This is a genomic window from Geotalea daltonii FRC-32 (genome assembly GCF_000022265.1).
In the GTDB taxonomy this organism is placed as follows: domain Bacteria; phylum Desulfobacterota; class Desulfuromonadia; order Geobacterales; family Geobacteraceae; genus Geotalea; species Geotalea daltonii.
The window spans coordinates 436047-451064 of sequence record NC_011979.1; the positions used below are offsets into that span (position 1 = coordinate 436047).

Annotated in this window: 12 protein-coding genes, 2 tRNA genes and 1 other RNA gene; 4 read left to right on the top strand and 11 right to left on the bottom strand. The window is 54.9% G+C overall.

Annotated elements, in window-relative coordinates:
- Nucleotides 1–246: 246 nt before the first annotated feature.
- Complete coding sequence (locus GEOB_RS01820; RefSeq protein WP_012645467.1) at nucleotides 247–1281, bottom strand: hypothetical protein; 1035 nt, start codon at nucleotides 1279–1281, stop codon at nucleotides 247–249.
- Between the two features lie 8 nt (nucleotides 1282–1289).
- A complete protein-coding gene (locus GEOB_RS20040) occupies nucleotides 1290–1442 on the bottom strand; it encodes a hypothetical protein (protein WP_154650444.1) in 153 nt (50 codons plus the stop codon).
- A 269-nt stretch (nucleotides 1443–1711) separates the two neighbouring features.
- Between GEOB_RS20040 and GEOB_RS01825 the strand changes: the two genes are divergently transcribed.
- Together GEOB_RS01825 and GEOB_RS01830 are read left to right on the top strand one after the other, a co-directional pair.
- Entirely contained in the window at nucleotides 1712–3010 is a 1299-nt protein-coding gene (locus GEOB_RS01825) for a putative DNA modification/repair radical SAM protein (protein ID WP_012645469.1), read from the top strand.
- Complete coding sequence (locus GEOB_RS01830; protein ID WP_012645470.1) at nucleotides 3007–3756, top strand: TIGR03915 family putative DNA repair protein; 750 nt, start codon at nucleotides 3007–3009, stop codon at nucleotides 3754–3756. The genes GEOB_RS01825 and GEOB_RS01830 overlap by 4 nt, the downstream gene beginning before the upstream one ends.
- 166 nt (nucleotides 3757–3922) lie before the next feature.
- On the opposite strand, the gene GEOB_RS01835 is transcribed toward GEOB_RS01830, so the two are convergent.
- The 9 genes from GEOB_RS01835 to GEOB_RS01870 all read right to left on the bottom strand — a co-directional run bounded on the left by GEOB_RS01835 (nucleotide 3923) and on the right by GEOB_RS01870 (nucleotide 12145).
- Nucleotides 3923–3998 (bottom strand) — tRNA-Asn (locus GEOB_RS01835).
- A gap of 51 nt (nucleotides 3999–4049) precedes the next feature.
- Complete coding sequence (locus GEOB_RS01840; RefSeq protein ID WP_012645471.1) at nucleotides 4050–4637, bottom strand: GTP-binding protein; 588 nt, start codon at nucleotides 4635–4637, stop codon at nucleotides 4050–4052.
- Between the two features lie 20 nt (nucleotides 4638–4657).
- Nucleotides 4658–5149, bottom strand: coding sequence for a roadblock/LC7 domain-containing protein (locus GEOB_RS01845; protein ID WP_012645472.1), 492 nt, complete (start codon nucleotides 5147–5149; stop codon nucleotides 4658–4660).
- 151 nt (nucleotides 5150–5300) lie between these two features.
- Nucleotides 5301–8882 (bottom strand): pyruvate:ferredoxin (flavodoxin) oxidoreductase, encoded by a 3582-nt coding sequence (nifJ, locus tag GEOB_RS01850; RefSeq protein WP_012645473.1) that lies wholly within the window; start codon nucleotides 8880–8882, stop codon nucleotides 5301–5303.
- A 54-nt stretch (nucleotides 8883–8936) separates the two neighbouring features.
- Entirely contained in the window at nucleotides 8937–9530 is a 594-nt protein-coding gene (gene recR, locus GEOB_RS01855; protein WP_012645474.1) for a recombination mediator RecR, read from the bottom strand.
- Between the two features lie 174 nt (nucleotides 9531–9704).
- Nucleotides 9705–10019, bottom strand: coding sequence for a YbaB/EbfC family nucleoid-associated protein (locus GEOB_RS01860; protein ID WP_012645475.1), 315 nt, complete (start codon nucleotides 10017–10019; stop codon nucleotides 9705–9707).
- 68 nt (nucleotides 10020–10087) lie between these two features.
- Nucleotides 10088–11818 (bottom strand): DNA polymerase III subunit gamma/tau, encoded by a 1731-nt coding sequence (dnaX, locus tag GEOB_RS01865; RefSeq protein WP_012645476.1) that lies wholly within the window; start codon nucleotides 11816–11818, stop codon nucleotides 10088–10090.
- Between the two features lie 83 nt (nucleotides 11819–11901).
- Nucleotides 11902–12000, bottom strand: an RNA gene (gene ffs / locus GEOB_RS19585) — signal recognition particle sRNA small type.
- A gap of 54 nt (nucleotides 12001–12054) precedes the next feature.
- Nucleotides 12055–12145, bottom strand: a tRNA-Ser gene (locus tag GEOB_RS01870).
- Between the two features lie 163 nt (nucleotides 12146–12308).
- Here GEOB_RS01870 and GEOB_RS01875 point away from each other — a divergent pair.
- Both GEOB_RS01875 and gatC read left to right on the top strand, forming a co-directional pair.
- A complete protein-coding gene (locus tag GEOB_RS01875) occupies nucleotides 12309–14549 on the top strand; it encodes an ATP-dependent helicase (RefSeq protein WP_012645477.1) in 2241 nt (746 codons plus the stop codon).
- A 155-nt stretch (nucleotides 14550–14704) separates the two neighbouring features.
- Complete coding sequence (gene gatC / locus GEOB_RS01880) at nucleotides 14705–14992, top strand: Asp-tRNA(Asn)/Glu-tRNA(Gln) amidotransferase subunit GatC (RefSeq protein ID WP_012645478.1); 288 nt, start codon at nucleotides 14705–14707, stop codon at nucleotides 14990–14992.
- The last annotated feature ends 26 nt before the right edge of the window (nucleotides 14993–15018 follow it).

The following is a 15018-nucleotide window of genomic DNA, read 5'->3' on the forward strand; positions in this document are numbered from 1 at the left end:
TTAAAATAGTATTAGTTAGAAACAAATAATAAAGTGTTAATACTAAATGTCAAAGGGAAAAATTACAGGAGGCTGCATGGGCAAAGCTGAAGGTGGGAGAGGTGATTGAAACCGCGAGACCGCTTCAGCGCAGGCCACAGCGAGCATCAACCCTGAGCAGTTTCACGCGACAGCGCAACGACGCAACGTTTAATCCGCAAGTGAGGAGAGAGGCTGATGGTTCGATCAGTCTTCCCCTTTTTAATTTTACGTTTTTTCATTGTTTTGCGGGGCAAGCCGAACTATGAGCCCGGATGTGACCAGCGCTACTACGAGCACGGCCGCGGATGCGACGGCACTCGCAAGCAGGTGTGGCTTAATGAGGAGAATGAGCCCGAGAAGGAACATCATCACCCCGGACAAAAGCTTGAGGACCCGCCCGTGCCGTTCGCTCAGCCTGTGGCTGCCAAGGGTGATGGCGAATAGGGCGACGATGCCGGCGAGGGGGATGACATACACCACGTTGTACAGGGCCAGGTAAAGATAATAGACCGGCATCGGCAGGGGCTGCAGGGTGAGTGCACGCGTATAGATCATGGGGAATCCGGCGGTACAGATCAGCTCGTAAAGGTTTGCGGTAAACGCCAGGAAGATTGTGGCGGCAAGCATGGCGGGCACCGACCCGGCGCGCATGATGTTGCGCATCCGCTCGAACAGCCTCGGCTTGGCCTGTTCCGGAATGGTCAGGGAGATGCCGCGCTTGAAGAAAAAGTAATCCTTGATGTTGATGGTAGCGATGACGATGGCGACGGCCCCGGCAACGGCGGCAATATACTTCAGCCGCCCCACCAGCAGAAAGAAATTGAGCCAGGCAGCCATGAAGACGAAGTAGAGGAGACCCGAGAAGAGCACGAAAATGCCGCCGATGATCACCATCCGCTTGCGGGAATGGGCGTGCAAAAGGAGCGAAAGGAGGAAGAAAAGCACGAAGAAGGCACACGGGTTGAAGCTGTCGAGCCCAGCAATGACAAGGGTCAGCACCGGCAACGACAGCCGGGAGGTCTCGACCGTACCGAGGAGCGGCAATGAGACGCTGTCTTCGGAATCGGAAAGGCCGTCCTGGATCGACTGCTCTGGGGCAGCGCCGTAGGCGGTGCCTTTCTCAAGCACCATGCCGGCAGGCGCTGACACGGCAGCAGCCTGACCGAGCATGAAAATGGCCACAGCCAGGATAGCAGCGCGGCAACAGGCAGCCAGGCCCGGTCGCGGCCGCCGATGTATCAGGGATGGACTATGGATCATGGCACTCGTTACTGCTCCGGGTTCTCACAGACCGGACAATGCTCCTCGCCGTTTTCCCTGTCCATGTCCAGCCTTTCCCCGCACACCTCGCAGTTGGCGGAGGGAATCGCTTCCTTTCTCCGCTTCCGGTACCTCTCGCCGAATCTTTTCAAGACTCCCATAATTGGCTCTCCTTTGCTAATCGGGAAGTGATCCTGCTTAGTCAGTACCAAGACGCATACGAAAAGTTTCCCACAGGATTGGGAATGCTCAAGGGGCTTTTTCAATGGCGCGGTGGGGAGGCTTGACGTGTTTACCGGAATTGTAACAGTTTCGGCCAGAGGCACCATGGTATACCTCCGCAACTAGTTCCTTGCTGCCTATCAATCTGCGACATATTGTGGCGCACATCTCTGCTAGGCTATGCCTAAAAAGCTGCGGGGGGACTGCCATGGCAGCAACTATTGATTTGATGGACAAACTGAAGACCCTTGCCGAGGGGGCAAAGTACGATGTTTCCTGCGCTTCCAGCGGCAGTCATCGCCGCAACCGGGACGGCATCGGCAATGCCGCTTCCTGCGGCATCTGCCATTCCTGGACCGCTGACGGCCGCTGTGTCTCTCTATTGAAGATCCTCATGACTAACTGCTGCATCTACGACTGTGCTTACTGCGTCAACAGGCGGAGTAACGATATCCCCCGTACCGGCCTGACACCGGCAGAGGTGGCGGAACTGACCATCGGCTTCTACCGGCGCAACTATATCGAGGGGCTCTTTCTCAGCAGCGGCGTCGTCGGGTCGCCTGACCGGACCATGGAACTGCTCATCGCGGCGGTGCGGACCCTGCGGGAGACGTATCGCTTCAACGGTTACATTCACCTGAAACTGGTCCCCGGCGCCGATCCGCTTCTGGTGCAGCAGGCCGGGCTGGTGGCTGACCGGGTGAGCGTCAACCTTGAGCTGCCGACCCGGGAGAGCTTGGCCCTGCTGGCGCCGGACAAGAGCCGGGAGGCGGTGGTGGAACCCATGCGCCAGGTCAGCAGTCTCATCGTCACCAACCGGGCGGAGCGCAAGGAATCGCGCAAAGTATCACCATTTGCCCCGGCCGGCCAGAGCACCCAGTTGATCGTCGGGGCCAGCGGCGAGAGCGACCGGCAAATCGTCACCCTGTCGGAGCAGCTTTACGGGAAGATGGACCTGAAACGGGTCTACTATTCCGCCTATATCCCGGTGAATGACGACCGGCGGCTCCCCGCCCGCCCCCTGTCGCCGCTGCGACGAGAGCACCGTCTCTATCAGGCCGACTGGCTGCTCCGCTATTACGGCTTCAGCGCCCATGAACTGCTGGATGAGCAGTGTCCCAACCTGGAGAGTGACCTTGACCCCAAAACCTGCTGGGCGCTCCGTCACCGTGAGCTGTTTCCGGTTGAGGTCAATCGGGCGGAGTATGGAGTGCTGCTCCGGGTACCGGGGATCGGGATCCGTTCGGCACAACGGATTGTCGCTGCCCGACGTCAGGGGAGCCTTTGCCTGGACGATCTTCCCCTGCTGGGGGTGGTAATGAAGCGTGCCCGCTATTTCCTCACCGCCCGGGGGCGCTACGCCGGCGACTGTTCCCCGGAGAGCGCCATGCTTCGCAGTCGGCTCATGGCGGCTCCGGCGAAACGGGACCAGGGCCAGCTCTCGCTGGCATTTCCCGAAGCAGCAGAGACGGAAGCCGTGGCCAGCGTCATCCGCGGCGAATTATGATGGGGGGTGACTACTGCTATGATGGCAGCGATGCTGGGCTGCTGACCTTGCTGGCCGACATCGTTCCCCGGGGGATAGAACCCCGAACCATCGGTGTAGAGCCGCCGCAGCAGGAGGATCTTTTTGCCGCACCCGTTTTGGTGGCTACCGATCAGGAGCTGGCGGAGCGGTTCTGGGTTGAACTAACCCGCCGACTGCCGCCGGTCTCCCTGGAACAGCTGCACCGAGCCTGGTACGCCGATCATCCCGGGCGGGAGCTGGTGATCTGCCGTTTCATGCTGCTGGTCTGGCGGGAAGGGGGACGGGCAGGCGCCATGCTGGCCCATCCATATGTGGTGCCTCTCTGGAAGCTGGCGCAGCAGGTGGGACGGGAAGCCCATCGCTACCTGGGCTTCGTCCGCTTCCAGGAAACGACCAGTGGCTACTATTATGCCTCCCTGGAGCCCGACCATCGCGTTCTATCCCTTATCGCCGGCCACTTTGCCGATCGCTTCCGTGACCAGCACTGGGTTATCCACGACGTGCGCCACGGGGAAGGAATCGTCTACGACTGCACGCGGCGGCGCTGGCTGCTGCTTCCTATGATGACCGAAGGTGATCCGGAGCTGACTCCGGCGGAGGAAACGTTCCAGAGGCTTTGGCGCAGCTATTTCGCCGTGCTGGCCATTGGGGAGCGGGAGAATCTCGCGATGCAGCAGGGGAAGGTACCGCTCAAGGTGCGGCCATGGCTGGTGGAGTTTCGGTAAAGCATGGCATTCCCCTGCCGAGGAGCGGTACCAGCGATGTTAATCAGGTGGGTAGGAGGCTCGGGAGTTCTAGACCGAAATCACTCCAGAGACCACGCCACAGACCACGTAGAGAAAGATGCCACAAAAAAAGGGCTTAGCTTTTCGAGCTAAACCCTTGTGTTTTTGGCTCCCCAACCCGGACTCGAACCAGGGACATGGTGGTTAACAGCCACCCGCTCTACCGACTGAGCTATTGGGGAATAAAGGAAGTCGTATTTATATTTGAAACAGCCGCTGCTGTCAAGCTATTTTTATTTGCCCTTTTTCAGGTCCACAAGAATCAGTTTGGCAACTGCTTTGAGAGTTTCAAATACCCCTTCACCGGTAGTAGCGCATGCTTCGAAATCAGGCACGTTGGTAGGATTCAGCTCTTTGCGAAGCTCTTCAATGCTGACAACATTGGGCAGGTCTCGCTTATTGTACTGAACAACGTAGGGAATCTTATCCAGATCATATCCCTGCTCGGTCAGGTTGATGCGCAGGTTTTCCACTGATTCGATATTTGCTTCCATCCTCTCTTCCTGGGAATCGGCGACAAACACAACGCCGTCAACCCCTTTCAGAATGAGCTTTCTGGATGCATCATAAAAAACCTGACCGGGAACCGTGTACAGATGGAAACGTGTCTTGAAACCTCTGATCTCGCCCAGTGCAAGGGGAAGAAAATCGAAAAACAGAGTACGTTCGGTCTCAGTGGCAAGGCTGATCATTTTCCCTTTAGCATCAGCGGCTGTCTTCTGGTAGACGAATTGCAGATTGGTTGTTTTACCGCAGAGCCCTGGTCCGTAATAAACAATCTTACAGTTTATTTCGCGGGATGCATAATTGATGAAGGACATCTGGCGTTACCCCAAGTCTGTTAGCTGAACAGGTTATCTATATCGTCATCGGTAATTTCTGCAAAGGGAAAATCCGTTTCGCCGCTTTTTTCCTTTTCTTCGGCTTTCTGCATCAATCGACCGAAGATGGTTGTCAATTCTTCAGAGGCTTTTTTAACCCGCAGACGGACCAGACCCAGTGATGATCTGTTGTCGAAGAGAACGACAAGAATAACCCTGCCGCCGACGATGGAGATGTGCAGGTTGTCTTTTTCGCCTTCATGGAAAAGAATGGAGAATTCTTTTTCGCCGATCAGCTTGGCAAGTCCACCGGTAGCGGCAATATTGCCGGCTGTAAGCGAGGCCAGTGAAGTGGTGTCGAATCGTTCCGTCTCACCTACACCTGTGATGAGCTGACCGTTTTTATCCACAAGAAAGATAACCTTGCTGTTGGCTTCCTTTAAAAGCTTTTCAATGACAGCATTTATCTGTTTGAATTCCTCATCGTACATAACCATCTGAGGATTCGACATGTAACACCCCTTGTGCTGTAGGAAGATTTTATTACAGCGCATTTTATATAACAGAATTGAAAGATACTTTCAAGCTTTAATGGGTATAAGGCACGGCACAAAAAAAGCTCCGGCTTAAGTGCCGGAGCTTTTTTTTTACAAAAAATGCCTGTTACTTTTTGTCTGCGTCATATGACATTGCAGCCATTTTTTCATAAAGTTCAAAGCGCCTGGATGTCCATTGGGTTGCCTGCTTCATCAAAGCGGCTGCAGCTTCGGGATTACTCTTTTTCAAAACACGATAACGGTTTTCACCATAGGCGTACTGTTCAAAGGAGATGGTGGGTGCCTTACTGTCAAGCTGCAGCGGATTTTTGCCCTCAGCAGCCAGTTCCGGATTGTACCGAATCAGCGGCCAGTGGCCGGATGCAACTGCATTTTTCTGCTCATCCACCGCGGTGGTCATGTCGATGCCGTGGGCAATACAGTGGGCATAGGCGATAATCAAAGAAGGTCCGTCATATGCTTCTGCTTCAATGAATGCCTTAACAACCTGGGCAGGGTTACTGAGTGCCACCTTGGCCACATAGACGTTGCCGTAGGCCATGGCGATCATGGCCAGATCTTTCTTGGGCATTGCCTTGCCGCCGGCGGCAAACTGGGCAACAGCCCCAAGAGGTGTCGATTTGGAGGCCTGCCCGCCGGTATTGGAGTAAACCTCGGTGTCCAGAACCAGCAGGTTTACGTTTTTGCCCGAGGCGATGACGTGGTCAAGGCCGCCGTAACCGATGTCATAGGCCCAACCGTCGCCACCAACGATCCACACCGATTTTTTCACGAGATAGTCCGCCAGCGAAATAAGACGTTTGGCCGCAGGCTCTGTGCAAGTTTCCAACCCTTTCTTCAGGGTTGCAACGCGCTCGCGCTGGGCTTCGATCCCTTCTTGTGTGGACTGATCGGCGTTCCGGATCTCTTTCATTGTGCCAATGAGGGATGCGCATGACTTGCAGCCGCAGTTCATAAGTTCATCGAGCAGCTCGGTAGCTGCTTCAGTGAATTTATCGACGGTGAGCCTCATACCGAAGCCGAATTCGGCGTTATCTTCGAACAGGGAGTTTGACCAGGCCGGGCCACGGCCATCGGCCCGCTTTGCCCATGGGGTCGTGGGCAGGTTCCCACCATAGATGGAGGTACAGCCTGTGGCATTGGCAATCAATGCTCTGTCGCCGAAAAGCTGGGACATTAATTTCAAATAAGGCGTCTCGCCGCAGCCGGCACAGGCCCCGGAGTATTCAAAAAGAGGCCTGATCAACTGGCTTCCTTTCAGGGTTTCACGTTTGACCAGTTTTGCCTCAGTTTCGGGAAGCGAGAGGAAGAAATCGTAATTTTCTGCCTCGGCTTCGCGGAGGGGCGGCTGGAACTGCATATTGATGGCCTTGTGATTCGGCTTTTCCTTGCTCTTTGCCGGGCAGTTGTGAACACAGGCAGCACAGCCGGTACAATCCTCCGGGGCCACCTGAAGAGTGAACTTTTTGCCGGCAAACTCGGCCCCTTTGGCATCAACAGACTTGAAGGTTTTAGGTGCCTTGCCGAGGAGCGAAGGGTCATAGGCCTTCATACGAATAGTGGCATGGGGACAGACGAAGGAGCAGATGCCGCACTGGATGCAGAGAGATTCATCCCACACGGGAATATCGACGGCAATATTGCGCTTTTCGTACTGTGATGTGGCAGTGGGGAAAGTGCCATCCGATGGCATTGCCGATACTGGCAGATCGTCGCCACGACCGGCGATGATCTCGGCTGTTACGTCCTGAACAAATGCAGGGGCGTGGCTGCCGACAACGGGGGGCTTCTTCAATTGGCTGGAGGCGGTCGCCGGGACAGTTACCTGGAAGACGTTTTCCAGGGCAGCGTCGACAGCTTTGTTGTTCATGTCGACGACTTTTTCACCAGCCTTTCCATAGCTCTTCTTGATGGCATCCTTGATGGCGTCAAGGGCAATTTCCAGCGGGATGATCGAGGATATCTTGAAGAAAGCGGTCTGCATGATGACGTTGATGCGCGCACCTAGGCCAAGCTCTTCGCCAAGCTTGATGGCGTTGATAACATAGAACTTAAGCTTCTTGTCTATGATCTGCTGCTGCACCTCGACAGGCATTTTATCCCAGACCTGATCCTTGTCGAAGGGGGAGCAGAGGAGGAATGTGGAGCCTTCCTTGGCCTTGGAGAGCATGTCGTATTTTTCCAGGAAGGTGAAGTTGTGACAGGCGATAAAATCGGCACGATCAATGAGGTACGGCGAGCGAATGATATTCTTGCCGAAGCGGAGATGTGAGGTCGTGACGCTGCCGGCTTTTTTGGAGTCGTAGACAAAATAGGCTTGCACGTTGTTGTCGGTCTTTTCACCGATGATCTTGATGGAGTTCTTGTTGGCGCCGACGGTGCCGTCAGAGCCGAGACCGTAGAACATGGCGGAATAGGTGCCGGCAGCAGCATTGGCGAAGCTGGGGTCGAAGGCAAGGCTGGTATTGCAGACGTCTTCCTTGATGCCGGTGACGAAGTTGCTCTTTGGCTTGTCCTCTTTCAGGTTGTCAAAGACCGACTTCGCCATGGCGGGGGTGAATTCCTTTGAACCCAGACCATAACGGCCGCCAACAATGACCGGATATTGAGTGAAGGAGGTCTTCTTATCTGCCATAGCTTCGCCGATGGCAGTGCGTATGTCCAGATAAAGGGGCTCGCCCAGGGAGCCAGGCTCCTTGGTGCGGTCGAGAACGGCTATCTTTTTCACACTTGCCGGAATGGCAGCGACAAAGGCATCAGTAGGGAAAGGCCTGAAGAGGCGAATCTTGAGGAGGCCTACTTTTTCGCCTTTGGCGACAAGAGTTTCCACTGTTTCGTGGATTGTATCGGCGGCTGAACCCATAACAATGATAACCCGCTCTGCATCAGCAGCGCCCACATACTCAACCAGCTTGTACTGTCTGCCGACCAGCTTGGCGAACTTGTCCATCTCCTCCTGAACGATGCCGATGGTTGGCCCGTAGTATTGATTGACAGATTCACGTCCCTGGAAATAGACGTCCGGGTTCTGTGCAGAACCGCGCATGACCGGATGGTCAGGAGATAAAGCCCGTGCACGGTGGGCCAGCACCAGGTCGTCATTGATCATGGCCCGCATATCGTCAAAGGTAAGCTCTTCCACTTTCTGAACTTCATGGGAAGTCCGGAAACCGTCGAAGAAGTGGACGAAAGGAACTCTGGCGCGCAGGGTTGCAGCCTGGGCGATCAGGGCGAAGTCCATAACCTCCTGGACATTGTTGGAGCAGAGCATTGCCCAGCCGGTTGAGCGGCACGCCATGACGTCCGAATGATCCCCGAAGATCGACAGGGCCTGTGCGGCAATGGCGCGGGCAGAAACATGGAAGACCGTGGAAGTAAGCTCACCGGCGATCTTGAACATATTGGGGATCATTAGCAGAAGGCCTTGGCTGGCCGTGAAGGTGGTGGTGAGAGCACCGGCCTGCAAGGCGCCATGAACCGCACCGGAAGCTCCGCCTTCCGACTGCATCTCGGTGACCAGCGGCACGGTGTCCCAGATATTCTTTTCGCCGTTGGCGCTTTTCTCATCGGAGATTTCACCCATTACCGATGATGGGGTAATGGGGTAAATGGCAATAACCTCGTTAGTGGCATGGGCAACGTGGGCTGCCGCGGTATTGCCGTCGATTGTAACCATTCTGCGACTCATACTGTTCCTCCCGATTTTTTATTGTTACTTATGCTATTCGTGAAGCTGAGTTATTCATAGTTCGGAGCGTCCTTCGACAGCCCGCTGAACGGTAGCTGCATCTATAAATTCAAGGTCGCTGCCCAGCGGTATACCGTGGGCAAGGCGAGTAACCCTTATGGATAAAGGTTTTATAAGTCTGGTAAGATAAAGAGCCGTTGCCTCACCTTCCACGGTGAAGTTGGTGGCAATGAGCACTTCCCGGATCGCGCCGCTTTCCAGACGTTTCATGAGTTCTGCGATCTTCAGGTCGCCGGGAGTGATGCCGTTCAGGGGAGATAGCGCCCCGTGCAAAACGTGATAACGACCCTTGAAAGCACGGGAGCGTTCCATGGCCAGAATGTCCTGCGGCTCTTCAACAACACAGATGGTGGTGCGGTCCCTTTCGGTAGAGCAGAGATGGCAGGGATCATCTTCAGTGATGCCGAAGCACACAGAACAGAATCGAACGCCTGCCTTGACCTCGAGCAGGCTTTCAGCCAGAGCAGTCAAATTGTCCGGTGATTTGAGGAGGTGAAAGGCGAGCCGTAAGGCTGTTTTGTCTCCAACACCCGGTAGTTTTTTCAGTTCCCCAAGTAGCCTCGTTAGCGATCTGGAAAAATGTATCATAGAATTCCCGGAATTAAAACAACTTTTTATTTTAATGTGAATGAAAGAGTTTGACTATGAATAAAAAAGCACTTAACGGGCTGAAATGACAGAGATTATAAAGGTGGGGAGAAGGTCCGTTCCCGATTCCCCACAAGCGGCGGAAAACGGACCTGATTCAACGGAAAACAACAATTAAAAAAGACCGGGTATGTTTATGCCGCCGGTGATTTTGCTCATCTGTTCGGCCATCTCCGATTGAACTTTCGTCAGTGCTTCGTTTACCGCTGCCACGACTAGATCCTGCAGCATTTCAACATCTTCCGGATCAACAGCCTCTTTTTTTATGGTAAGGGCAAGCAGCTGGTTTTTCCCGTTAACAACCGCAGTAACGGCACCGCCACCGGCAGTGGCTTCCACTGTTTTTTGAGAGGCTTCCTCCTGCAGTTTTCCCATTTTCTGCTGCATCATCTGCGCCTGCTTCATGATTGACGCCAAACCTTTTGACATGTTTACCTCCGTTGTTGGTGATGTTTTTTATTAACAATAAACTGGTTTTTGTTCAAACTAAAACGAAGTTATTTATTCAGCTCGGATACCTCGTTGACTTGGCCGCCGAAAACTTCCAGAGCGGCATTTATTGCCGGGTGTGCCAGGGCCTTCTCTTTTAATTGCTGCTTCCGTTTGGTTTCCTCAAGGCTTTTTTTTTCCTGCAGGGATGGTGGGGCACCGACGGTTTCTCCAGAGAGCGATTTAAATCTGATGGTGGGCTGAGAGCCGAAAAATGCATGGGACAGGGTTTTCAGGTCTTCCATGGAATCTGCATCCTGCATTTTGCTCAGCTCGAATGACCCCTCGGCATATCCTACTTCCACAAGCTTTCCGGAAACAGTGATTGGTCGGCCAACTTCAAGAAAAGTGGCAAGAACCGGTTTCTTGCCTTTGACAAAGGTGACAAAACCGGGCCAGGTTGAATCGACGTGTGGTGCTGCGGTTTCGTCAGCCGTTGGTGCAGATTGTGCGGCTGCTTCTAATGGTTCCCGCTTGGGCTGACGCTCTTCAATCTTTTGCGGTGGTGAAGGAGTTCTGGTGGTGGCATTCTGTTGTGCCGCAACTGGTTGGGACTTTTCCCACACCGGAGAGGAAGACGCGACTGATGGCAGTGTGGTGCCGGACTCCAACGCCTTGAGGCGATCAAGGATTTCATTTACCGGAATGACCGGGGCCAGTGCAGCCATTTTCAGCAGGGCCATTTCCAGGACCAATCTGGCAAAGTTGGAGTGGGCCATTTCGTTTTCGGCCTTGAGGAGAATGGTCAGGTGGCGTTGCAGATCGGCTGTGGCTACCGTCGCAGCAAGGTTTTTCAGTTCGCTGCATTCAGTTTCGGAAAGATCCAGAATATCCGATGCATTGTCAATGGCTCGGAGGATGGCCAGGTTTCGGAAGTGGTCGATAAGTTCCTGGCAGAACTGACGCATGCTGTAGCCGAAGGAATCCACCTGTTTGACTATCTCAAGCACTGATTTGTTGTCACGGGAAAACACTGCCTGAGAGGCTTCAAGGAGAAGGCGGCGGTCGACTACGCCAAGTAGGCTCGCCACATCATCGTCGGCGACGTTCTCACCACAGAATGCAAGCACCTGGTCGAGGGTGGAGAGTGAGTCACGCATGCTGCCATCACCCTTGCGAGCAACAATGGCCAGGGCGTCGCTACTTATGGAAACCTTTTCCTGATCGACGATGTACCGCAGGCGGTCAACTATTTTCTGCAGGGGAATCCGTTTGAAATCAAAGCGCTGGCAGCGGGACAGGATAGTGATCGGCAGCTTGTGCGGCTCGGTGGTGGCGAAGATGAATTTCACATGGGCGGGGGGTTCCTCCAGCGTCTTCAATAAGGCGTTGAAGGCGTTGTTGGTGAGCATGTGCACTTCGTCGATGATAAATATCTTGTAGCGGCTTTTCGACGGGAGATACTTGACATTGTCCCGCAACTCGCGGATGTCGTCAACGCCGGTATTGGATGCACCGTCGATTTCAAAAACATCGACTGAGTTGCCGTCGGTGATCTCGGAGCAGGATGGACAGCTGTTGCAGGGTTCAGTGGTCAGGCCATGCTCGCAGTTGAGGGCTTTGGCCAGTATCCGGGCGGAGCTGGTCTTGCCAACACCCCTGGCGCCGGTAAAAAGAAAGGCATGGGCGATCCTGCCGGTGTCGATGGCATTCTGCAGGGTACGGCTGACGTGTTCCTGGCCGATCAGGTCACTGAAAGTCTGGGGTCGCCATTTTCGTGCCAAAACGAGATATGACAAAATGGTTAACCTCTTTGCGCTGGTCACGGTTAGGGTTAATGGTTTGTGGGAGGGGCACAATCGGGGGAATTGCGGACACAACTGATAGCTGGGCGATCCCGCGGCACACGGGTTGAGTTACTGCCGCTGCTTCCTTCCGGACCTGACGGGGTTCATAACCTTCCGTTGCGAGGGGCCCAGCTATCAGTTGTGCCCGCAAAGGGCTAAGCGGGTACGCCAGTTTTCATGTTTTAATCTGGCGGAGAGAGAGGGATTCGAACCCTCGGTACGCTATTAACGTACACACGCTTTCCAGGCGTGCTCCTTCAACCGCTCGGACATCTCTCCACGGAAATCGTGATATTAGTATAGGCTACCATATTTTGTAAAGGTTTTTCTTGCCGCTCCCGGAGTGCCAACGTGGGAACCCATGGCCGGGCGGAAGAAAAACTTGATTTAAGGCGGCAAAAAATTTAGGATTTCGCCAATTAACATGCACGATGGGATATCTATGAATCTGCTCCACAATCTCAATCCACCCCAGAAGGACGCGGTGCTCCATGGCGAAGGGCCGCTCCTGATTCTTGCCGGCGCCGGTTCCGGCAAGACCCGGGTCATTGTCCACCGCATCGCCTATCTTATCACCGAGCGAGGCGTGCCGCCATGGCAGATCCTGGCGGTCACTTTCACCAACAAGGCAGCTGCGGAGATGCGCGGCCGGGTTGAAAAACTGCTCCCTGGCGGCGAAACCCCTCTCATTTCCACCTTTCATTCTGCCTGCGCCCGGATTCTGCGACGGGAGATCCATCATCTTGGATATGACTCCTCTTTTGCCATCTATGATGACAAGGATGGTGAGAAACTGATCAAGGAGATCGTTGCCGAGCTGCATCTGGATGAAAAGCGATTTCCGGCCAAACTGTTCACTGCTGCCATCGATGAGTGCAAGAACGCCGGCCGTACTCCGGACGATCTGCCGATGGGCGATTACATGGCCGACAAGATTGGGCAGGTCTATGCCGCATATCAGAAACGTCTGCAGCAGTGCAATGCCTTGGACTTCGGCGATCTGGTGCTGCTGACGGTCCGGCTCTTCGAGGAGTTTCCGGAGGTTCTGGCCCGCTACCAGGATCGTTATCGCTGGATTCAGGTGGACGAATACCAGGACACCAACCCGATCCAGTACCGGCTGGTGAAGCTCTTGGCCGGCAATCGACAGAACCTTTGCGTGGTGGGAGATGATGACCAGTCCATCTATCGCTGGCGGGGGGCGGATATCCGCAACATCCTCGATTTCGAAGATGACTTTCCCCGTGTCAAGGTGGTGAAGCTGGAGCAGAATTACCGTTCGACCAGCACCATTCTTTCAGCTGCCGGGGCGGTTGTGGCAAAAAACCGGGGCCGCAAGGCGAAGACCCTCTGGACGGAGAATCCACCGGGGGAGCCGGTCGTTTACCGGCGTCTGATGGACGAACGGGAAGAGGCGCGCTTTGTTTGCAGGCAGATCGAGCAGTATGTGCGTAAGGGAGGCGACCTGGCGGGTGTGGCAGTCTTTTATCGCGCCAATGCCCAATCCAGGGTCGTTGAGGATGCCATGGTGGCCGACGGCATCCCCTATCACATGATTGGTGGCATGCGTTTCTATGCCCGCCAGGAGATCAAGGACATCCTTGCCTATCTGCGGGTACTGGTCAATCCGGCCGATGAGGTCTCCCTGAAACGGATCGTCAATACCCCGGCCCGCGGCATCGGCCATGCTACAATGGAAAAAATCACCGAGCTGGCGCGGCGCAAGGGAATACTCCTTTACGAGGCCCTTTCCGAGGCGGCGGAGGGGGGATTGCTGGCGGCCGGTCCACGGGGCAAGATTGCCGGTTTTGTCGAACTTCTGGAGCAGTTCCGGCAGCTCATGGACGCCGTGCCGCTCACCGAACTTACTTCCCGCATCATCCAGGAGACCGGTTACGCCATGAAGCTGAAGGAAGAGCGCACCGATGAGGCCCAGGACCGACTGGCCAACCTTGAGGAACTCCTGTCTGCCCTGGAGGAATTCGAACGGCGCACTGAAGAGCGGACTCTGGCGGCCTTTCTCGAACAGGTGGCACTGATATCTGACCTGGAGCAGGAAGGGAAGGGAAGTGAGTCCGCAACGCTGATGACGCTCCATTCGGCCAAAGGCCTGGAATTTCCCCTGGTCTTCATGATCGGCATGGAAGAAAAGCTTTTCCCCCATTCCCGCTCCCTGGAAGAGCCGGAGCAGATGGAGGAAGAGCGCCGGCTCTGCTATGTGGGCATGACCCGGGCAAGGGAACGGCTGTTTCTGACCAATGCCAGGCGTCGCCGGATCTTCGGCCAAGAGCAATACAATCCTCCGTCACGATTTCTCGCCGACATCCCGAGAGAGTTGCTGGATGTGGAAGACGAAGGCTACCAGCAGCCCACCTTCGGCTTTGGTTCTGGACTGGGGGCAATGCCTCCATGTGAACCTGCTGTCGCAAAGGGACCGGTCCACAATCTGGCCTCGGTTTTCGAGATGGAGCTGGAGCCGGAACTTGCCAATGAGGTGCAAGTGGTTCCAGATGAGACGGTAGACGGAGTCTGGCTGGGAATGAAGGTGCGCCATGGCAAGTTCGGCGTCGGCACCGTCCGCCGCATCGAGGGGAGCGGCAATGAACAAAAGGTGATCGTCTGGTTCAATTCTATCGGACCGAAGAAGCTTTTGGTGAAGTTCGCCGGGCTGGAGCGAGTGTAAGGCAACGTTCGAAGTTCCCGGTTCGATGTTCGGAGTAAAGGAGCGTTCTAAGTTCGAGGTTCTACGTTAGAACCGGAATCCCCTTGGCTTGTCATTTGCCCTTGTTCATGGTACAAAGGCATGTTTTTCCTTAATAACCCCACTGGAGTCACTATATGAAGATCAACAAAGATGAGGTGGAGAAGGTCGCCCTGCTGGCCCGCCTGGAATTGACCGGCGAGGAGGCGGAAATGTTCACCGGACAGATGGATGCCATCCTTGCCTATGTGGATAAACTGAACGAACTGAATACCGACGGCATCGTGCCGACTGCCCATGCCGTGCCCATGGAAAACGCCTTCCGTGCGGATGAGGTCCGTGATTCCATCGGCATCGACAACGCCCTGGCCAACGCACCGAAGCGGGCGGAGAGCTTCTTCCGCGTGCCGAAAGTGATCGAGTGACTTTTGCTGCCGATCTTGGCGGCCCT